Origin of the sequence: Novosphingobium sp. RL4, from assembly GCF_035658495.1 — a bacterium.
GTDB lineage: Bacteria > Pseudomonadota > Alphaproteobacteria > Sphingomonadales > Sphingomonadaceae > Novosphingobium.
Genome location: NZ_CP141945.1, coordinates 480,755 through 501,964, shown reverse-complemented (window position 1 = coordinate 501,964; position 21,210 = coordinate 480,755). Strand labels below are relative to the sequence as shown.

The following is a 21,210-nucleotide window of genomic DNA, read 5'->3' as shown; positions in this document are numbered from 1 at the left end:
ACCCCCAGTCGCAGGCGCCGGGGGAATTGTTATGCAAATCAACACAAAGGCGGCATTCGCCCGCCTCGCCATGGGCGGGATCGTCGCGCTTGCCTCCGTTCCGGCTCTTGCCGGCGAAGTGGCTTCGGACGGGTCGGCTTCGGATGGCGGCAACAGCGAAATCCTGGTTTTCGGACGGGGAGAGACCAACATCGGCGAAGCCCATGCCGCCAGCGAAGGCAGCGTGGCAGGCTCCGACCTGCTGGTCCGTCCGCTGCTGCGCGTGGCCGAACTTCTCGAGGCTATTCCCGGCATGGTCGCCGCCCAGCATTCGGGCAGCGGCAAGGCGAACCAGTATTTCCTGCGCGGGTTCAACCTCGATCATGGTAGCGATTTCACGACCTATATCGACGGCGTGCAGATGAACCTGCGGACCCATGGTCATGGGCAGGGGTATCTCGATCTCAACGGTTTGATCCCGGAGATCGTTGCGCGTGAAGACTTCCGCAAAGGGCCTTATCGCGCGGACGGCGGCGATTTCGCCTTGGCGGGCACGGCCTACATGACGACGATCGCCGGCTTCGACCGCCCGTGGGTTTCGCTTGAGGGGGGCTCCTACAACACCGGCCGTCTTGCGGCGGGCGGCACGATCAAAGGGCTTGGTTCCGGCGATCTTACGGTGGTGGGGCAGGCGAAGCGCTATGACGGGCCGTGGCAGCAGGAGGAACACCTGCGCCATTATGCGGGCTTTGCGAAGTACAGCATGCCGCTGGGCGAAGGTGCGCTCCAGGCTTCGCTTCATGCCTACCACGCAACATGGCGTCCAACCGAGCAGATTCCCGAGCGGATCGTCGGTTCCGACATATGCGCTGACGTGTTCTGTTCGCCCGACCCGACGGCGCGCGGCCGGACCACGCGGTTCGTCGGCAATGTGGGGATCACGCAGGCGAGCTGGAGCGCCAACGTCTACGCCCAGTATTACGACTGGAACATGTATTCAAACCCGACTTATGCCGATCCCGACGGGACCAGCGGCCAGATCGACCAGTTCGACAAGCGCTGGGTTACCGGCCTCACGGCACGCAAGCACTGGAATCCGGCGCCGGAACTGGAACTCTCCATCGGCACCGAGAACCGCTTCGACCATATCGGCAGCGTTGGCGTGAATCGCACGGAAAGTCGCGAATTCCTGTACTCGCTGGGCCGTTATCACGTCGAGGAACTTTCCGGTGCGATCCATGGCGAGGCAACCTGGCAGCCGTTGGCGGGCCTGCGCCTGACGGGCGGTCTGCGGGGCGACTACTATCACTATTCCGTGCGCGCCAGAAACGCAGCGGCGGAAGAGCTTGGTGAGGGAAGCGGGCACGATTCGATCGTTTCGCCCAAGTTCTCGGCGGCCTATGAAGTTACCCGGCAGTTCGAACTCTATGCCAACTGGGGGCGCGGATTCCACTCCAACGATGTGCGAGGGGCGGTGAATGCCGAAACGCCGGTGCCTGTTCTGGTACGCGGCACCGGCAAGGAGCTGGGCGCCCGTTTCCAGACGGACGGTTTCTCGCTGACAGGAACCTACTGGTGGCTCGACGTTGGAAGCGAACTGCGTTTCGTCGGTGATTCCAACGCGGTCGAGCCGACCGGCGCCAGCAAGCGTCATGGCTACGAACTTGTCGCTTTCTGGCGGCCGCTGCCCTGGCTTGCGCTTGATGGCAACTATACCGCCAGCCGTTCGCGATACGACAATGGCGACCGCATTCCCAACGCCTTCGAGAATGCAGCGTCAGCGGGGGCGTCCATCGTGCTGGACCCGTGGGAGACGAGCATCCGCATTCGCCATCTCGGCCCGTACCCCCTGGTCGAGGACAACAGCGTGCGGGACAGCGGCAGCACCGTAGTCAATGCCCGTGCCGCCTGGAAGGGAGGCCGGATCGAGATATATGGTGAAGTGCTCAACATCCTCGACAGCCGCGACAAGGACATTGCCTATTATTACGAATCCTACATTCCGGCTTACGATGCGGCAGGTCCCGTCGATGGGCGCCTGAGCAGGGTGATTGAGCCGCGCACTGTCAAGATCGGCGCGCGGTACACCTTCTGAGGACAGGGCGTGCCGCGGCCCTCATGCGCCGCGGCACTACTTGGTGGTTCTAGGTGGTGCTTCCGGGACCGATTGCGGTCATTCGAAGAAGGTGTAAGAGCGCCGCGAGTGCAGTGAATCAGGAACAAGAGACATGCTGGCGGCAATCGAACCGGGCGCGACCTTCAAGGACAATCTTCAGCTATTGCCGCCGATTGACGGCCTGGAACGCATCGACCTGGTCGATGATGCGGGGAACGTGGCGGCCTCCATCGCCAACCAGCCGGGCAAGCAGGGTTCGCTCGCCGTCTACAACTACCTGAAGCAGCGGTTCGACCACCTGGATGCGGCTGCCGCCGAGCATGGCCTTGTGGTGTTCGCCGAACATACCGCGGATGCACGCGAGCGTCCCGGTGCGCATCCGAATGTCGACCTTCTGCTGGATATCGCCGCACGCGGCGGCCGGCTGGGCATCGAGGTCATTCCGGCCGGGCATTGATCGCAGGTACGGGCGGGGGTTGGACCTGACGTCACCCTTTGCGTACGAATTATTCAGTAAAAATTGTTAATCTTACGGATGGGATCTTAAGTATAGTTCCCATTCGATCGCGCGTTTACTGTTGTCTGCCCGCGTTGGAAATGTCACTCATTGTCGTGTGCGAAGCGGGGGCTTTGCAGATTGTCATTTCATGACAGCTATCGGGGGGCAGGAATGTGTCCAGCGCACCTACCGGAGAAGAAATCGCGCCGGAACGGCGTGCCGATGCGGCTGCGCCGCTTGCCGAACCCAAGCGGATCGTCGTGTTCTCGGACGGCACGGGCAACAGCAGCCGCGCGTTGTTCCGCACGAACGTCTATCGCCTCTATGATGCGCTCGATCTGGGATCGAGGCCCGGCGGCCCCGATCAGATTGCCTATTACGACAATGGCGTAGGCACTTCGAGTTTTCGTTTCCTGGCGGTTCTGGGCGGCATTTTCGGCTTCGGGCTGAAGCGCAATCTTCTGCGGCTCTACGAATATGTCTGCCGCAACTACAATGGCCAGTATCCCGGCACGGACAAGGGCGACACGATCTATGCCTTCGGGTTCAGCCGGGGCGCGTTCACGATCCGGCTTCTCGTGGCGCTCATCTGCACGCAGGGCATCGTTCCTTATGAGGACGAGCGCGAACTGAAGCGCAATTGCGCCGATGCGGTGCGGCGCTTTCTGGGCGAGAATGCGCCGGACCTGTTCCCCTGGCTCTTCCAGACCGTCCGCTGGTTCAGGGACAGGATCATACAAGGCTGGCGCCGGTTGCGGGGGCAGGCTTTCAACCGCGAGGCGGAGAGTTTCCCGGACATCGAGTTCGTGGGCGTATGGGATACCGTGGCCGCCTATGGCGGGCCCATCGTGGAGATCACGCGCGGTATCGATCAGTACGTCTGGCCGCTAACCATGACCGATTACGAGCTGCATCGCCGGGTCAAGGTGGCACGGCATGCGCTGGCGCTCGATGATGAGCGGGACAGCTTCTGGCCGCTGCTCTGGGATGAAATCGCCGATCAGCGGGCGCATGCCGGCATCAACAAGGAGTGCAGGGACTGGAATGCGGCGGAGCGTCTGCGGGCCGGTTCGCGGTTGAAGCAGGTATGGTTCGCCGGCATGCATTCGGACGTGGGAGGAGGTTATCCCGATGACAGCCTCGCCTATGTGTCGCTCAAGTGGATGATCGACGAGATCAACGCCCTCGGGCCTGACCGGCTGGCGCTGATCCAGAGCGAGGAAGCCCGCATCCGCGCCTTTGCGAACCCGCTGGGGCCGATGCATGATTCCCGAAGCGGGCTTGCCGGATACTATCGCTACCAGCCGCGCAAGATCGCAGCCATGCTTCATCGCAGCATTGCCGATACCGTTGGCATGAACCAGACGCGGGTCCTGCGCGATCCGATCATTGGGGAAAAGCGCCATCGCCCGCAGGGCCTGTTGACAGCGTGCCATGTCCATCGCAGCGTGATCGAGCGGATCTGTCTCGGCAACGACAACTATGCGCCGATCGTGCTGCCCCGCAAGTTCGAGATCGAGCCCCCCTATGCCCCTGCGGACAAGTCCGCGCTGGCCGCCGCGAGCCGCACTTTGCAGGAGCGGGACCCGGCAAAGGGGCGAGGCGAAATCCAGGAAAATGCCTGGGACAATGTCTGGCTGCGGCGGACCTGCTATTTCGCCGTTGTCCTGCTGACCGCGTTCCTGGCGCTCGCTCCGTTCTGGGGGGACGGGTCGGGCTTCACGCCGGGAATGGATTCGCGATGGGTGCTGAGCGACATTTTCGTGCTGGGGCGCAAGTTCGTGCCTTCCTGGCTCCTGGCATGGTACGATCCCTGGACCGCCAACTGGGCCTTGAGCCTTGTGATCCTGGGGCTCATCGGGCTGATAGCCAATGCGATGCGGGCGCTGGAGGCCGACCTCAGGGACCGTGTCCGTATTGCCTGGTGGGACGCGCTGGCCGGGCAGACACTCGAACGGTTCGAGCCCACCGCCCTGCGCGCGCTTCGCAACAGCCTCGGCTATCAGGCAGTGATGCAGTTCTGGAAATGGCGGGTCCTGCCGTTCCTGTTCGGTGTTTCGATCCTCCTGTGCGTACCCTGGCTCGTTCTCGTACTCTGGACGCAGACGAGCCTGATCGGGCTGGAACGCGGCGTGGCCTTCTGCAAGGAATCCGCCGAAAACGATACCCCGGCAGCCGTACTCAAAACGCGATCCGCTCCGCTGGCACTCGATCCCAAAAACCCCTGCCTGCCGTTCGCGCCGCTTGCAGCCGGGCGGGGGCAAGCATCGCCCGCGATACAAAGCAAGGCGGCAGTGGCGGCGCACGGCACCGTCGTCAAAGGGCAGCGCTATTATGTCATCCTGACCTGGCCCGAACGGGGCGATCCGTGGCGGGACAAGACTCACCCTGTGGCTGCGGCAGGGCGCAACACTTTCGATTTTCCGTTTCCTGCGAATGTCGTGATGGCGGGCGGGGCGCCGCTGCGGCGCGTGGTCCTCGCGCGCTGGCTTGAGCCGCTGGTCGAGATCCGAGACCCGAAACCTGACCTGTCGCCCAGTGGCTATCGCCGCACGATCATGATCCAGCGGCTGACGCCTGTAGCGCCGGTCATCAAGGAAGCAGACGAGAGCGACAAGGGCCAGCGCAAACCGCCCGCAATCCGCTGGATGGGTTCCTTCGTTCCCACCATGAGCGGAACGGCCTGGATATTCCTCAACGACGCCGCGCTGCCGGAAGGCACGGGAGGCGCGACCTACTTCTATGCCAACAACAAGCGTACCTTCGACAATTCGCCCTCGGCAGGGGCCACGCTGTGGAAAGGGCCGGACTTCGAGCAGACCGCCCGCCAGTGCGAGGCGGCACTCGGAGATTTCGCGAAGATATCCGAATGCCTGAGACGTAAAGGCATCGACCTGAGGCCCACCGCTACAGGCGACCCCGGCTAGCGCCAGAATGTCATCCCCGGCCGGAGAGGCGAAATGTGGCCCAGATCGTGAAGGCGGCCTCTACCGCAGCGGTGCCGAGGGCTTTCCGAAGATCATGAAGCTGGCCCACATCTTCGGATCGTTGGCATAGGGTCTTTCGCCTTTTGCGTTTCGGGCATTCATCGTGGCGAACTGGGCCTTCTGCATGGCGATTTCCGGTACGTCCCCGGCCTTCAGCCGCTCGACGAACCGGGTCATCAGGATTGCGGTGGCCTGATCGCTCACATTCCAGAGGCTGGCCACGACCTGTCCCGCGCCTGCTGTAGTCCAGCTGCGGGCAACGCCGAAGCCGCCGCCGTCGAACACGCGGCCCAGCGCGGTCTGGCAGGCGCTGATGACGACCAGCGGGTGGTGCCGCTTCCAGTCCGGGAAACGGGCCTGCCGGATATCTCCGGCATAATAGTGCCCCTCCTTGCCCGACATGGCGATGAACCCGCGGGTAAGAGGGTTCCTGGGGTCGGACACCGCGTGTGTCGCCAGATAGACCAGTCCGGCGTCCGGCCGTGCTGCGATGGCTCGTGTCAGGTTGCCGCGCGTGGCCTGTGTTCCCGTCATCAGCACCGTGGCGGGATCGTCCAGTTCCCTGGAGACCATGACAGCCTCTCGCTGTGCGCCGGGAAGCGGCGCCCAATCGAACTTCCTATCGCTCGACAAGTCCGGGTTGCCCACGACAATGGCCTTGCCGATGTCGAGCGCGCGATAGTCGAACGTGGGATCGGCGCCTGTCAGCGTGTCGACATCGGGAAGGATCACGAAAGACCAGTGCGACACTGCAGTCCCATTGCGAAGCGGCAGCGCGGCATAGGGGGCGGTTCCCGTGTCCATCGCCGGGATCACGAGAAGCCGGCCGCTCCGCGTTCCCAGCGCATCGCCCACCGCGCCGGGCAGCAGCATTTCGCGGGTGCGCTCCAGTGTTTCTCCGCGCAGTTGCACGGCCTCGGGGGAGCGGTCCCGGATCAGGTTGCCGCGTTCGACATCGGGCGGCGGGGGCGGCGTGCCTTTGGGCCGGTTGCCGCGCGTGGCGGCGAGACGGCGCACGCCCAGTCCGTCAACCATCAGCGACAGTCCGGTGTAGTCCCGATCGTAGAACCCGTGCGCCACGGCCCCGTCGGGGCCGATGAGCCAGGCGTTCATCGCCGCGCCGCCGCGCAAGGTGTGGATCAGCGCGAAGGTCGGCATGCCATCGCCGGAAAGTGCTGCCAGCCGTTCGCGAATGGTGGCAAGGTCGCGTTCGGCCTTGGCCAGATCGCGCTCCTTTCCAGGCGCCACGACTTTTCCGGTGCGCTCCTTGTTGCGCAGGACCCTGGCGAACAGTTCGGAGCCCGCGATGGCTTCCAGAAGCAGCGCGCGATCCCCGGGGGTAAGCTCCGCAGGCATCGGTGCGGGGGGCGGCGCGGCAGAAGCTGGCGGGGCGGGGGAAGCGGCCTTGCTCTCGCTGCTTGCCGCGCGGTCGGCAGGCGGCTTTCGCGGCTCGGCGTTGCAGCCGGAAAGAACCAGCGCAGACAGGGCGAGGACGGCGACCGGGATCTGGCGCGGTCGCTTCATACCGGAACCGTGATCTGCTTTCCGGCGAAGACCGCCTGCCAGCTTTCGATCTCGGACACGACGATGGAATCCATGTCATGCGCAAGCTGCGCCACCACGGCATAGTCGATCCGCGCCTCATCGTCGGCGGCGAGAATTTCGATACGGCGGTCCAGCCCGTCGAGGCGTTCGGCGGTGATCCGGGAGATTGCGGAAAAGCGCTCGAAATCGCCGAAGTAGCGGATACCCGCGATGGCCGCGCCGAAGGTGGGGAAGCATACGCCGAGGAAAGTGAAGACCTTCGATGCGGCGTGCGGGAACCCCTCGGCAAGCAGGCCCGTGGCCGCGGCGATTTCGATCAGCAGGTAGATTGATACGGAAACCACTGCGAGAATGAACAGCGTCTCGGAAATACGGTCGAGGCTGTGATGGACATGCCGCAACCTCCGTGCCTTGCCGATGTGATAGTCCCGCTGCTCGGCGACGTGGGGGCTGAGCAGGCGCGTCATCGCGGTGCGCAGGTATTCATGCGTCATCGGTGCGGCGGGCAGGCCGACCTCGCGCAAGGCGGCACGTGCATAGTATTCCGGCCAACTGGTGTAGATCCCCTGGGGCCAGCGGCCCGGCGGGCGCGCTACGCCAAGGGCGAGCAGGATCGGGGCGTGACGCAGGTATTCGGCGACCCGGCGGGTGGTGAACCAGCGGCTGTGCCAGCGCCGCCGCACGCCCTGCCAGGTAATCAGGATGATGGCGATCAGCAGCAGGAATTCGATTCCGGCGAAGAACCACTTCTGCGCGCCGAGAGGCTGATAGGCGATGCCGGCGGCGATCGCGAGCGAGGAAAGCACGAAGTTCGCCACCATGCCGCCGCGATAAGCATCGGACAGGTGCGTCGATATCCCGTCCGCCCAGGCGAAGCGGCGTAGCAGGGATCGCTCCACGTTGCCGACAAAGTCGCCGTCCAGTCCTGGAAGGGCACGTATGTCGGCCAGGAGCGGCGCGCCGCTGCCGCTGGCGAAGGCCTCGGGCGGTTCATAGCGCAGGGCCAGCGGGCGGAACGGCCTGCCGTCGCCGGAAAACATCGCCTCGATCCGGCGGTATCCGCCTGAAAGCGGGTGACTGCGGGAGGGCCAGGCCTCGTCCCCGAGGCTGGCGACGCCTGCCGGAAGCTGGGCATCGCTTTCCGGGCGCAAGGCGGATCGGATGAGCCGGCGCAGCACGGCGTCGCGGCCTTCCGCCGGTGGACGCGTGACGAGCGCTTCGGGAGACTGCATGATCCGCCAGTCCGAAGGCGCGGCGGGATCGATGCAGATCACGGCGCCGTTCTGTTGGAGCGTCCTTGCGATGGTATGCCCGGTACCGCCTACAAGGCTCCGGGTCGCGCCGTCCCACACCGCGATCACGATGTCCGCCTGTTCGATCATCACCCGCCCCGCCAGCGCCACCCGCTCCGAACAGCAGGCGGAGAAGGTCTGGGTCTTGGCGGCACAGCCGGGATCGTCCAGCATGGCGAGAAGAGCGTTCGACACTTCGCTGTCACGTTCGGCCAGTTCGAACAGCCGGACCGTCTCGAAAATTCGATCCAGCGCGAGCGCGCGTTCCAGCACTTGCGGATCGGCGGGAGGACGCCCTTCAAGCAAGGCGCGCGCGTCAGCCCCGGTGGCTGTGTGGCTGGCCACGGCCCGGTAAAGCGCCCGGCCGAACGGCAATGGGGCGATCACTTCCCAGCCGAGCGCCAGTGCCATCGCGGCGACCATCTGGTCGGTTCCGTCAGCCAGCAGGCCGTAGAGGCGCACCGGTTCGATCGGCCCCAGCGCCAGCGCCAGCGCTTCGCCCGCGAGGCCGGACTGGATCGTATCGCAAATCTCGGCAAGCACGGCGGCAACGGCGTGGCGGTGGGCGGCGAAGGAGGGATTGTCTTCCCGGTGGCCGGTAACGCCCAGGGTCAGGCGAAGGGCAGGCAGCGGCGGAACTTGAACCATCTGGCGGCATCCCCCGGATTGCATGGAAACATATCCCGAATTGCCGCCGGTGACGGTAGTGCAAAGTTCCGCGTGTTCATGTTAACAGTCAAGCTATCCTAACGTCTAATACGATAAGGGCGGCGTTCTGCTCAAATTCGGGGGAAGCATGGAAAATTCCTCGCCCGATGAAATAGTTGTCCGGACGATATTCCTCAGCTACTCGCGCGATGATCGCGATCGCGTGTTGCCGATCATTGCTGCGCTGGAAAAGCGCGGCCTGATCGTGTGGTGGGACGGTTTGCTGGCGGGCGGGCAACGCTTTGCCCACACCACCGAAAGCGCGCTGGAAAGTGCCGACGTGGTCGTGGTGGTGTGGACGGCCCGCTCCATCCAGTCCCATTGGGTTCGCGATGAAGCCACGCGCGGCCGGGATCGTGGCCGCATGGTCTCTGTCACGCTGGACGGCGCCGAACCGCCGCTGGGCTTTCGGCAGGTGCAGTACATCGATCTCGGCAATTGGGGAAAGCGGACGGCATCCCCGGCATTCCGGGAGCTGCTGCGCGCGATCGAGGCGGTTGCGGCGGACCCCGGAAACTCTCTCAGCGTCGAGCGGCCCGTTCCGGCCGCGCGAGAGGGCGGGACGAAGCTGTCACGGCGGCGGGCATTGATCGCGGGCGGGGCCTGCATCGCGGTGCTGGGCGGCGGGCTTGCGGCATGGCGGCTTGGCGTGCTGTCGCCTAAGGCGGATGGCAACAGCATTGCCGTCCTGCCGTTCGAAAACCTCAGCGACGATCCCGAGCAGACCTATTTCTCCGACGGCCTCTCGGAAGAACTGCGCGCCGCGCTCAGCCTCAATCCGCGGCTTTCCGTTGCCGCGTTGACATCGTCCGACGCCTTTCGCACCGGTGCCCGAACGATTGCCCAGATCGCGCGTGCGCTGGGCGTGGCTTTCGTGCTGGAGGGGAGCGTGCGTCGGGCCGGGGAAAGCCTGCGGGTGACCGCGCGGCTGGTCAACGGGGCGACGGGGTTCCAGTCCTGGTCGGAGACTTTCGATCGCAAGCTGGCCAACGTGCTCGACGTGCAGAACGAGATTGCGGCCAATGTCGTCGATTCCCTGATCGTCTCGCTCGGCGGCAGCGGAGACGGGGCGAGCGGCAAGCAGAGGATCGGAGGCACGTCCAGCGTCGCCGCGTTCGACAGCTATCTGCACGGCATGGCGCTTTACAATCTGGCGGCGGACGAACCCTCCGACCGGGGGGCGCTGGCGGCGTTCGACCGGGCGTTATCCCTCGATCCGGGCTATGCCGCAGCGCAAGCGGCGCGGTCCCGCGCGCTGACGGTGATCGGCAGCAGCTATGCAAGCGGCAAGGAACTGGCCGGGTACTTCGACAAGGCTATCGCCGCGGCCCGCGAGGCGATCGAACTGGCGCCCGGACTGGCGGAGGGCCATTCCGCACTGGGCTTCGTGCTCTCCAACGGGCGGCTCGATCTTGCGGGGGCGCGGCAGCCTTATGAGAAGAGCTTCGAGCTGGGCTATGGCAATGCCGCCATCCTGGGCAGTTTCGCGCTTTATGCCGCTTTCACCGGGTCCTTTGCCGATGCCCGCAAGGCCGTGGCCCGGGCGCTGCGGCTGGATCCGCTCAATGCCTCGGTGCTGCGGACCGAGGCTATCGCCGAGTTCTGTGCGCGCGCTTACGACGCCGCGCAGCAGGCCGTTCGCGGTGCGCTCTCGCTCAATCCCAAGGTCAACAACGTCCATCGCATCCTTGGCGACATTGCCCTGGTGCAGGGCGATTATGGGGCGGCACGCGGCTATTTCGAAGCGGAAACCAGCCCGTTGTCCCGCATTCGCGGGCTGGCGATTGCCGACGCGCGCCTATCAGGCGAAGCCGCCGGACAACGCCATCTGGCGGAAATGGAACGGGAATACGGGGATAATTGCCTTTACCAGCAGGCGCTGGTCTTCGCGCAATGGGGCCGCAAGGACGATGCGCTCGCGGCGCTGGAACGCGGCCTCGCTATCGGAGACGCGGGCCTCGTGCTTGCCAATACCGATCCGCTGCTGGACCCGATTAGACAGGAACCCCGCTTTCAGACAGTCTTGCATCAGATAGGAATCGACCATGATCGAGTCGTTTGAAGGGGAGATGCCATGACAAGGACCTGGATAGCCGCATTGATGGGAACGGCCGTGCTCGCGCTCGCCGCTTGCAGCCCCTCGCCGGATACGACGGTGGTGCCCGATCATACCGAAACCCCGACCTCGCAGCCCACGGCGACTTTCGCGCCGCTGCCGACCGGCGAGCCGACCGCAGACGATGCAGGAGCGATGGTCGACGATGCCGTGCCGGATAACGAGCGTGGCAACGACACGGGACGCAGGCCCTGAGCGGCTGCCGGCTCTTTCGTCAGAGAGCTTCGACTTTGGCGCGTTCTTCCGCAAGGTCGGCAGAGTCCAGCGGGAGATAGCCGTTTTCCTCCCTGCTGTGGCGGGCGATGATGGACTGGCCCTGGTCCGAAAGCAGAAAGCGCAGCAGCGCCTTGGCTTCGGGCGCTGTGCGGCTGCCTGACCCCGGTTCGGGCCGGGCGTCGACGTAGACGTTGAAGAAGTAGGAGATCGGCCATTCGCCCCGGTGGCCATCGGCTGCTGGAAGAACGTAAGGGCTGCCCTGCCGTTTCGACAAGGGAAGCACGCGCACGCCCGCAGGCGCATCTCCCGCATCCATCCACGTTGCATAGCCGATGGCAAGCGGGTCTGCGGCAACGGCGGCGAGGATCGCCTTGCCGCTCGCCATGCTGCGATAGCGGGCGCTGAAGGGCAGGCCGTCCAGCTTCGAGAGGCGCATAGCGGTGCCGAAGCCGCCGTCATCGCGGGCGCCGTAGACGTGGATCGGTGCGGACCGGTCCGAATGCGGGGCGCCTTGCAACTGTCCCCAGTCCGCGATGTCCCCGCCATCGGCACCCGCCGCGAAGATGCGGCGGACCTGCTCCATGGTCAGACCGGAAACAGGATTGCTCGCATTGACGTAGATCGCGGGCGGGGTCTTGCCGTCGGGCCGGGGGCCATGGCTGGCGTAAGCGATGCGGATGCGGGTGGGGGCGTAGCCTTTTACCTGCCGGAATGCATCGATATCGTTCTGCCATGCCTCCCGCCCCATCGGCGCGATCAGCGATGTTCCCGCCGAAAGCGCGGGCATCGCCGTAGAGGAGCCGCGCAAGTCGGTCGTGAACCGAACGTCCGGCGCGCGGCGGGCATAGGCCTGCAGGATGTCCGGTAGCAGTTCGGTAAGCGTGTCACTGCCGACGATCGCGAGGGTGCCGTCCTTGGCCCTATATCCAGAACCGGCCTCTGCGTAAGTCGCGCCGGGAAGGGCGGAAAGAGCTTGCAGGGCCTCGTCCAGCTTTTCAGGAGAGAGCGGCTTGTAGGCGGGCAGAGAGCGGGTCAGTGCCGTCTGGCCGCCGGGCGCGAGCAGGGACGCCGCGATCGGCAGGGCGCGTGCGTCGACCGTGCCCGCCGCGTCGCGGCGAAGATGGGCGTAAAGCCCCTGCATCAGCGGCAGCGTGAACGGCACTCCGCCGGAGAAACGCCGTACCGCGGCGCTTTCCATGGCTGTCAATGTGCGCGGCAGGATCGCCAGCATGACCGTGCCCTGCGTGAGCAGCGGCACTGCGCCGTCAGGGCCGGATATCCGGGCCGTCAGCTTGCCTGCCGCCGCGCCTGCCACCTGTTCGGCCTCCGGCCCGCCGCCGATCGTCAGTCGCCCGTCCTCGGCGCGATACCGCGCAACGAGAGGTTTGGGTTCGGGGATCGCCCCTTCCTGCGCGAAAGCGGCAAGGGGAACGAGGGCCGCCGCCAGCAAGGCTGCATATCGCCCGGCCTTCATTTCTTGGCTCCGCAGCTTTTGCGTCCCGATGCCGCCCATGCGATCGCGGCGTCGAACAACTTTCGGCCGGTATCGGTCATCCGGGCGAAGCTGTTGTTCTCCATGCCGATGAACACGCGCCGCGCCGGGGCGAGGTGATCGTGGTCCATCGTTACCCCCGCCTCGTAGCCGAACAGCGTCGCCTTGTCCGGTTCGCCCGGCCAGGTCATGATGATGTCGGCGCCGAGGCCGGGCTTGCCCCAACCGGCGGGCGTGCGGGCCTCGGTCCAGGTTCCCAGCCCGGCAGGAACGCCTGCCGCCAGAGGATGCGGCGCGCGGACCAGCCAGATGTAGTGCCCGGTTTCCAGCTCGCCGAAATCGGTATCGCGGCGCAGCCCGGTCATCCACAAGTCGTCGAGCAGGTCGTTCTCCCAGGTCACCAGCGGTACGCCCATGTCGCGCAGCCGCGTGATGACGGTGCGATCGGCGGTGAACTGGTTGGACCGCACCGTGGACGACATCACCACGAGATCGAACCCGCAGGGATCGGGCATAGCGGGCAAGCCTTCGCTCGCGGTCACCCGGTAGCCGAGCTGCTCCAGATGCGCCTTCACTTGCGGATCGGCCGAGCCGCCCGGAGGGTCCGCGCGCATCAGGAACAGGATGCGTCCCGCATCCGCCGCCTGGACGGATGCAGGAAGGACGGCGCCTGCGAGCAGCAGGGCAGCGGCAAACGCCCCCCGCATCGTCAGAAGCTCCCGCTCAGTCCGACGAGGAAGCTGCGGCCTTCACCCGGCACGACCTGCGAGCGCGAAACCGAAGATTCCATGTAGTAGTCGTTGGTGATGTTCTTGACGTTGAGCGTCAGGCGCACCTTGTCGGCCAGCTTGTACCACAGGCTGCTGTCGAGCCGCGTATAGCCGCCGATCGAGAAGGTGTTTTCGAGGTTGCCCTGCCGGTTGCTGGCCGCAAACACGCCGCCGCCCACGCCGAAGTCACGCAGCGGGCCGTCGACCGGCTCCCAGGTCAGCCACACGCTGCCGCTCCACTTGGGCACGCCGATCAGCTGGTTGCCCTTGGCATAGTCGGTCGATTCCCGCACCGTCGCGTCGGTATAGGCGCCGTTGGCGATCACCTTCACGCTGGGGCTGATCGATCCCGACATGTCCAGTTCCACACCGCGAGAGCGCTGGACGCCGGCGTTGATGTTGTAGCCGACGTTGTTGGGGTCCTGCTGCGTCACGTTCTCGCGGGTGAGTTCATAGACCGCCAGGGTGGTGCCGAGCCTGCCGCCGAATAGTTCGGCCTTGATCCCGGCTTCGTACTGCTTGCCCTTCTCGGGATCGATCGGCTTGCCGTCGATCGTCGGTTCGGGCTTGGACTGGAACGAGCGGGTGAAATCGGCGAACAGCGATACGTTCTCGATCGGCTTGTAGACCACGCCGACGCGCGGCGACCAGGCCTTGTCGTTCGACGCATATTGCGTGGTGCCGAAGTCGGACTGCTTCGCATGGTCGTAGCGCACGCCTGCCAGCAGGTTGAAGTGATCGCCGATGTCGATCTGGTCCTGGAAGTAGGCCGAATAGGACTTGGCCTGCACCTTGCGGTCGGCCGCGGGGACGAAAGTGCCGGGCTCGGCGCCGTAGACCGGGTTGTCGATGTCGATGGCCGCCAGCGTGGCGCGGGCGAACGTGCGGAAGCGGTAGGACTTCACATATTCGCCGCCGACGACGACAGTGTGGCCGATGCCGCCGGTGCTGAAGCGCGCGACCATGTCGGCCTGCGCGTCGTAGTTGTGGTTGTTCTCGTGCTGCTCGACGGCGGTGCGCGTGATCGTGCGGGCGCCGGTGGTGGCGTTCACGGCCACGCTGTTGCCGTAGTTGATGCCGAACAGGTCGAGCTTGCCTTCGTCGTAGTGGCCGATCTGGCGGATCGTCAGCCAGTCGGTCAGTTCGCGCTCTATGCGGTAGTTGAACTCGTAGCGTTCGGATTCCGTGGTCGCCCAGCGTTCGCCGAGGAACCGCGTACGCGGGAGATTGACCACCAGATCGCCGTCGGCGTCCGGGGTGGCGACGATGCCGCGGTCCGTCTGGTTATGCTGGTGCGCGTACGTGAGGCTGGCGATCACGCGGGTCTTGTCGTCCGGCTCCCACAGCACCGATCCGGACAGGAACTGGCGGCGGTAGGGCTGGAAGATGTCACGGAAGGTGTCGCCTGTCTGGGCGGCGGCTATGAAGCGCACGGCAAGCGTCTTGGCGGCATCGACCGGGCCGGTCACATCGAGCTGGCCGCGCGCGAAGTCGTTGCTGCCGGCCTGGACCGAGAAGTTCATGCCCCGCTCGAAGCGCGGCTGCTTGGTCACGATATTGATGAGGCCGCCCGGATCGCCGCGACCGTAAAGCACGGAGGCGGGCCCCTTGAGCACTTCGATGCGCTCGATGTTGGCCATGTCGCGGTAGCTGTCGTTGGTCTCGATCGCGGGGCTCAGCATGATCGAGTCGACGGCGTAATAGGATGAACGGAACCCGCGGATCGTGAAGCTTTCCGAACGGTTGCCGGCATTGGTCCCGGCCTGGATGCCGCTGACATTGCGCAGCGCGCTGGTGAGATCGAGGACCTGCTGGTCGTCTATCACATCGCGCGGCACGAACTGGATCGATTGCGGCACGTCCATGATGTCGGTGCCGGTGCGGGTTGCGGTGGTGAGCTGCTCGACCTTGTAGTCCTCGCTGCGCTGTCCCAGCACGGTGATTTCGGACGACTTGACCTGATCCGGCGCGGCCTCGGCTTCATCGGCATGGGCGGCTTGCGGCAGCGAGGCAGCAAGCGCGAGCGTCCAGGCGAGCGTGAGCGAGCAGGCACGGCGGCCCACGGCAAAATCTGACATTCGAAGGTTTCCCTGTTCGACCCTTGTTGGCCGCCAACTATTAAAACTGCGAGTCATTTGCAATAGCAACGATTGCATTTCACGTTCGCTACAGGAAACCGCCTGGTTTCAGGGGCGGTTCTGGTATCGCAGGGCGCGAGAGGCGGTGCCTTTTCGTTATCTTTGCAGTGTGCCTTCGGCGGCGCCGGGCGTTGTCAGATCGCTGGAAACGCGGATTTTTTTCGAGTCGCTATTGCTCCGCAGGCGCAGGAAGCAGCGTCTCGATCACGTCCTCCATCGTGGCGCCAGATTTGATCAGATGGACGGTTCCTGGTTCGCTCGCCCTGACCAGGCAGATTGCGTGCTTCGGACAGATATCCAGGCAGGAGACCGGCACCACCTTGTAGCGGCCCTTCGTCTTCAGTTCGGACTTGAGCGCTTTTTCAAGCCGCTGTTCGCCCTTCTTGCCGAAACCGCCGGGGAATTTCCTGCTGCACTTGCGGCAAACCAGCAGCACTTCGTCCCACTTCGCCGAAATCTCGCGAATGTGGCTGTTCCCCTTGGCGGCCATTTTCTGGTTCCCTGCATGATCGAGAATGCCACCCTGACACTTCGGCATGGAACCGGCGAATGCGAACTTTCGCTTTGTGAAAACGGGCGGGACGATCAAGCCTGCCGGGAGGCAGGCCCGCCCGTCCGGATTTCAGGCGTTCTGGGCGGTTGAAACCTGATCGCGCATGGCACGGGCGAGCGCGGAGGAGCCGAGCGCGTCCACGATTTCGCCGAATGTCTGCGGGGTTTCGTCCTGCCCCAGTTTGAAGCGCGCATGGCTGGATACCACGCTTGCCCGGAACGCAACGACATGGCGTGCGAGTTCGCCGAACCTGCTGCCCATGCGGGACACGTCCCAGGCGGTGCCTTCCATGGCGAAGACCAGTTCGCGGATCGCTTCCGGCGCGCGTTCCTCCTCAAGCCGGATATCCACTTCGAACTGCGCGAAACGGTAGTTCCAGGTCGGCCCCCAACCGGGCGCGGAAACCATCGAGGGGGAGATGTAGCCATGCGGCCCCAGGAAGGTCACGAGTGCGCGCGGTGTCTGGCGAACCCGCTCGCAATGCGGGTTCGCGCGGGCGAAGTGGCCGACGAAGCCGGTCACCGCGCCGTCTTCGTCGATTTCCGCAAGCAGGGGCAGCGGCGTCGCCAGATAGCCGAGGTCGTCGTGCGTCGTCACCAGGCCGAGCACTTCCTCCGCCACGAGCCGGGCCACGTCTTCAGGGCCGCGCGGGTCGAACAGTCCCATGTCAGTTGGCCAGAGCCGCGAGATCGCCGTGCACCGGCGCGCCCTTGAACAGCGTGACCATGACTTTGGCCGTGCCGATCTGGCGGGCCGGAAGGCGGAAGATATCCTTGTCCAGGACCACGAAATCGGCGCTCTTGCCGGGCACGATGGAGCCGGTTTCCTGGTCGAGGTGGTTCACATAGGCAACGTCCAGCGTATAGGATCGCACTGCCTGCGCGAGGGTCACGGCTTCGGAGGCGCCCAGCGGCGCGCGATCCTCGCCGGGGGCGATGCGGGTGAGGGCGACTTCGATGCCCAGCAGCGGATCGGCTGAGGCAACCGACCAGTCCGCGCCGTAAGCCACGCGGCCACCGAACTTCTCGATGCTGCCCACCGGATAGATGTACTGCGAGCGGACCGGGCCGATGCGCTCCTTGGTAAGATCCATGTAGGGTTCGTTGCAGGTCCAGAGCGGCTGGAAGATCGCGGTTACGCCGAGGCGTGCGAAGCGCGGCTGGTCGGCCGGGTCGATCACGTTCATGTGCGAGATCATCGGCCGGGTATCGGCGGTGCCGTCGAACTTGCGGGCGGTGGCAACGGCGTCGAGCGCCTCGCGCACGGCGGCATCGCCGATGGTGTGGTAGTGCGACTGGATGCCCGCTTCGTCGAGCGCGGTCGTGGCGGCGGCCAGCACGGACGGCTGGATCTGTGGCTTGCCCACTTCCTGCGTGCCTTCATAAGGCTTGAGCATGTAGGCGGTTTGCTGGGGGATCACGCCGTCGATGTAGAACTTCACGCTGCGCGCGGTGATGCCGAGCGTGCGGGCGCGCTCGGAAGCGCGCAGCAGGCCGGGAAGCTGTTCCAGTCCCTTGTCGTTCTTCCACTTGAGGTCGATGGCGACATCGACGGTCAGTGCGCCCTTGTCGGCAACGGCCTTGTAGGCGTCGATCACCGCGCTGGAGCCGTCGTCCTCCCACTCGATCCCGGCATCGTGCCAGCTCGTGATCCCGAGCGAATTGAAGTGGCGCACGGTGTAGGCGATGGCATCCTGGAGATCCTGTGCAGTGGTTTCCGGCATGATCCCGTCGACCAGCGCCTGCGCGGCTTCCTGGAGGCCGCCGACCGGTTCGCCGGTCTTCGGGTCGCGGTCGATCTTGCCGTTCACCGGGTCGGGCGTGGCTTTGGTGATACCGGCAAGCTGGAGCGCTCTGGAATTCACCCAGAGGCTGTGCCCGCCGACCGAGCGGAAGATCAGCGGGCGGGTGGTGGACAGCGCATCGAGGATGTCCTTGGTGGGAACGCCGTTTGGCGGGAACAGGCCGTCTTCCCAGCCGACCCCGAAGATGACCCCACCGTTCGGGCCGGTTTCGGGATTTTCGGCGATGCACCGGGCGATGATGCGGCGATAGTCGTCGATCGACTTGCCCGCGTGAAGCGAACAGCGGGCATGGCTCATGCCGCCGAACACGGGATGGTTGTGCGCATCGCCAAAGGAGGGCAGCAGCAGGCGTCCCTTGAGGTCCACCACGCGGGTCTGCGCATTCTTCTGGGCCGCCACTTCCTTCGCGGTGCCCACGGCGATGATCCGCCCGTCCCGGACGGCCACGGCTTCGGCCCAGGGATGCGCTTCGTCCACCGTGTAGATGCGTCCGTTCGTGAGGATGAGATCGGCCATGCCCTCGGCCATCGCCATGGCCGGCGCGGGCGCCAGCGCGGTGAGCGCGGTCGTCGAGGCTGCCGCCAGCGAAAGCGTTGCAATCGCGCGGCGCATGGCGATGCGGAAGGGGGCGTGCTCGGAGCGGATCATGCGCGGGAAGTCCTTGAATTCGGTACGCCGTCAGGCGGAAAAGCGGGAGCCGGTGAGGGCCGGCTCCCGCAGGCAGGGTGGATTGTCAGAACGAGCGGCGCAGCGTCGCCATTACGGTGCGGTCCTTGCCGAGGTAGCAGTAGCCCTCGGTCGCGCTGGGATCGTAGTTGCACAAGGTGTAGGTCTGAACGTCGAAGATGTTGCTGGCGTTCAGGCCGAGCGACCACTTGCCGTAAGTGACCTCGAACATGGCATCGACCAGCGTGTAAGACGGCGTCGTGAAGTTCTCGAAGCTGTCCACTTTCTCGCCGGTATAGCGCACGCCGCCGCCGATGCGGGCGCCGATGTCCTGCGTGAGGGCGAAGTTCTTCGAAGCCCAGATCGAGGCGGCATGTTTCGGCAGGTTGGCGACCTGGAAACCTTCCCGGCCGGTGGTGTCTTCAAGCACCTTGGCGTCGAGATAGGTGTAGGCGGCCGAGACCTGCACGTCGCCGGGCATGCGCAGCGTGCCTTCCAGTTCGATGCCCTTCGAACCGACCTTGCCCGTCTGGATCTGGTTCTGGATGTTGTCCGGGTCGCTGGTGACGCCGTTCTTCTCCGTGATATCGAACACCGAAGCGGTAAGCAGCGCGCCCCGGAAGGGCTGCCACTTGACGCCGGCCTCGTACTGGCGGCCGGTGCGCGGAACGAAGTTCACGCCTTCCACGTTGCGGCCGAACACCGGCAGGAACGATTCCGAATAGCTGACATAGGGCGAGATCGTGTCGGTGAGGTCCGCGACGAGACCCGCGCGGAAGGTCCAGGCGCTGTTGGTCGGCAGCTTCTCGCCGTTGAGTTTCGACGTGGCCCGGTCATGCCGTCCGCCCAGCACGAGCGAGACGCGGTCCCAGGCGCGCATCTGGTCCTGGAAATAGACGCCGAGCTGGGTGTTGGTGGTGCGCGTGAAGTAGAACAGCGAGGCGTCGATTTCCTGGCCGTAGACGGGGTCGTAGATGTCGAACGGCGGAAGGTCATACGCCCAGCCTTCGTCGCTGGACTGCTTGAAGCGGGTATAGTCGATGCCGACCAGCAACTGGTGCTCGATCGGGCCGGTGTTGACCTTCACCAGCAGCCGGTTGTCGGTGCCGATGCCCTTGTCATGCTCAAGCCGCTTGTACCATGCGCGGGCGACCTGGGTGCGTTCCGCGTCGTAGTAGCTGGCGAGCCCATAGACTTCCGCATAGTCGACATCGGTGTCGAAGTAGCGGGTGCTGCTGCTGAAGGTCACGTTCGGGCCGAAGCGCTGGGTGAGCAGCACCGTGCCGGCCTTGTAGTCGGTATCGGTGTGGTTGAAGCCCGGTTCGCCTAGGAACGTGTCGGACGAGATCTTCTCGCTGTCGTTGTCCGCGCCGATGGTCTTGCTGATGGGCAGGTAGGTCTGGCTGCCGAGGCGGTCCTTCTGGTAGAGGCCGATCAGCGTGATCTCGGTATCCGGGCCCGGCTTGAAGGTCACGGCAGGCATCGCCAGCAGGCGGTCGTTGCGCTGGCCGGGCTGCTGAAGCTCCGCATCGCGCGCCACGCCCACGAAGCGGGCGGATATGCCATCGGTGATCGGGCCGGTGACGTCGAGATTGAACTGCTTCATCGAATCGGTGCCGACGATCACATCGGCCTCGCCGCCGAAGGTCTCCTGCGGACGCTTCGAAACGCCGTTGAACAGGCCGCCGGCACCGCCCGCGCCGTAAAGCACCGAGGACGGTCCGCGCAGTACCTCGGCGCGTTCCAGCGTGAAGATGTCGAGGCGGCCGCCGTAGACGAAGCTGGGCATCCGGTTCACGCCGTCGAGATACTGGACGGTGGCGAAACCGCGCGCCGCGAAGAAGTCGCCGCGGGTATCCACGCCCTGCGTCTCGGTGGAGACACCGGCGCTGTAGCGGAACACATCCTGGAAGTTCACGGACGCGCGGTCGGTGAATTCCTCGGTGGTGATGACGCTGACCGACTGCGGCAGCTGCATGATGTCGGTGTCGGTCTTGGTGCCGGTGTTGGAGCGGCCGGTGGTGACGATGATGTCGGACTTCGGATCGGCCTCGGCCTGCTGGGCCAGTACCGCGGACGGCAGGAGCGCGACGCCGCAGCAGGCGGACATGACGGTGAGGCGAAGGCGCGCCATGCGGACGCGACCTCGCGAGCTGTACGGGATGCCCATGTTATTCCCCTTGTTCAAAGACGTGGAACCAGATCCCGTGGCTGTTGTTCTGGCCTCCGGGAGGATCCTCCTGCTGAGCCCGCATTCAACAACAGGGCGGCCCGGGAACCACGTCATAATCAGGGTAATCGGGGTGTTTCGACGGGTAAGGTCGCGGCC

At 65.1% G+C, this 21,210-nt stretch carries 14 protein-coding genes; 5 read left to right on the top strand and 9 right to left on the bottom strand.

Annotated elements, in window-relative coordinates; all coding sequences use genetic code 11:
• Positions 1 to 31 precede the first annotated feature (31 nt).
• The 3 genes from U9J33_RS19420 (at position 32) to U9J33_RS19410 (ending at position 5,521) form a co-directional block, all read left to right on the top strand.
• On the top strand, positions 32 to 2,074 hold the full coding sequence (locus tag U9J33_RS19420) for a TonB-dependent receptor (protein WP_243692651.1): 2,043 nt from the start codon (positions 32 to 34) through the stop codon (positions 2,072 to 2,074).
• Positions 2,075 to 2,207: 133 nt separating this feature from the next.
• On the top strand, positions 2,208 to 2,552 hold the full coding sequence (locus tag U9J33_RS19415) for a DUF2322 family protein (RefSeq protein ID WP_054436366.1): 345 nt from the start codon (positions 2,208 to 2,210) through the stop codon (positions 2,550 to 2,552).
• A 215-nt stretch (positions 2,553 to 2,767) separates the two neighbouring features.
• A complete protein-coding gene (locus U9J33_RS19410; RefSeq protein WP_132469217.1) occupies positions 2,768 to 5,521 on the top strand; it encodes a DUF2235 domain-containing protein in 2,754 nt (917 codons plus the stop codon).
• A 60-nt stretch (positions 5,522 to 5,581) separates the two neighbouring features.
• On the opposite strand, the gene U9J33_RS19405 is transcribed toward U9J33_RS19410, so the two are convergent.
• Positions 5,582 to 7,105, bottom strand: a complete 1,524-nt coding sequence (locus U9J33_RS19405) for a CHAT domain-containing protein (protein WP_185999862.1) — start codon at positions 7,103 to 7,105, stop codon at positions 5,582 to 5,584.
• The gene (locus U9J33_RS19400; protein ID WP_324699736.1) at positions 7,102 to 9,066 is read right to left on the bottom strand and encodes a hypothetical protein; all 1,965 of its coding nucleotides are present in this window, start codon (positions 9,064 to 9,066) and stop codon (positions 7,102 to 7,104) included. The genes U9J33_RS19405 and U9J33_RS19400 overlap by 4 nt, the downstream gene beginning before the upstream one ends.
• A gap of 148 nt (positions 9,067 to 9,214) precedes the next feature.
• Here U9J33_RS19400 and U9J33_RS19395 point away from each other — a divergent pair, with 148 nt between their 5' ends.
• On the top strand, positions 9,215 to 11,188 hold the full coding sequence (locus tag U9J33_RS19395) for a TIR domain-containing protein (RefSeq protein ID WP_324699735.1): 1,974 nt from the start codon (positions 9,215 to 9,217) through the stop codon (positions 11,186 to 11,188).
• 12 nt (positions 11,189 to 11,200) lie between these two features.
• Positions 11,201 to 11,437, top strand: a complete 237-nt coding sequence (locus U9J33_RS19390; protein ID WP_132469219.1) for a hypothetical protein — start codon at positions 11,201 to 11,203, stop codon at positions 11,435 to 11,437.
• A gap of 19 nt (positions 11,438 to 11,456) precedes the next feature.
• Here U9J33_RS19390 and U9J33_RS19385 read toward each other — a convergent pair whose 3' ends face one another.
• The 7 genes from U9J33_RS19385 to U9J33_RS19355 form a co-directional block, all read right to left on the bottom strand.
• Positions 11,457 to 12,932 (bottom strand): PstS family phosphate ABC transporter substrate-binding protein, encoded by a 1,476-nt coding sequence (locus U9J33_RS19385; protein ID WP_324699734.1) that lies wholly within the window; start codon positions 12,930 to 12,932, stop codon positions 11,457 to 11,459.
• Positions 12,929 to 13,657, bottom strand: coding sequence for a hypothetical protein (locus U9J33_RS19380; RefSeq protein WP_132469220.1), 729 nt, complete (start codon positions 13,655 to 13,657; stop codon positions 12,929 to 12,931). Before U9J33_RS19380 ends, U9J33_RS19385 begins: the two co-directional genes overlap by 4 nt.
• Before the next feature lie 2 nt (positions 13,658 to 13,659).
• Positions 13,660 to 15,798: a TonB-dependent siderophore receptor gene (locus U9J33_RS19375; RefSeq protein ID WP_054436355.1), complete on the bottom strand. Its 2,139-nt coding sequence runs from the start codon at positions 15,796 to 15,798 to the stop codon at positions 13,660 to 13,662.
• A gap of 229 nt (positions 15,799 to 16,027) precedes the next feature.
• Complete coding sequence (locus U9J33_RS19370; RefSeq protein WP_324699733.1) at positions 16,028 to 16,447, bottom strand: (2Fe-2S) ferredoxin domain-containing protein; 420 nt, start codon at positions 16,445 to 16,447, stop codon at positions 16,028 to 16,030.
• A gap of 33 nt (positions 16,448 to 16,480) precedes the next feature.
• Complete coding sequence (locus U9J33_RS19365; RefSeq protein WP_054436353.1) at positions 16,481 to 17,077, bottom strand: FMN-binding negative transcriptional regulator; 597 nt, start codon at positions 17,075 to 17,077, stop codon at positions 16,481 to 16,483.
• A 1-nt stretch (position 17,078) separates the two neighbouring features.
• Positions 17,079 to 18,863 (bottom strand): amidohydrolase, encoded by a 1,785-nt coding sequence (locus tag U9J33_RS19360; RefSeq protein ID WP_132469221.1) that lies wholly within the window; start codon positions 18,861 to 18,863, stop codon positions 17,079 to 17,081.
• Between the two features lie 85 nt (positions 18,864 to 18,948).
• Entirely contained in the window at positions 18,949 to 21,015 is a 2,067-nt protein-coding gene (locus U9J33_RS19355; RefSeq protein ID WP_165913248.1) for a TonB-dependent siderophore receptor, read from the bottom strand.
• Between the last annotated feature and the right edge of the window lie 195 nt (positions 21,016 to 21,210).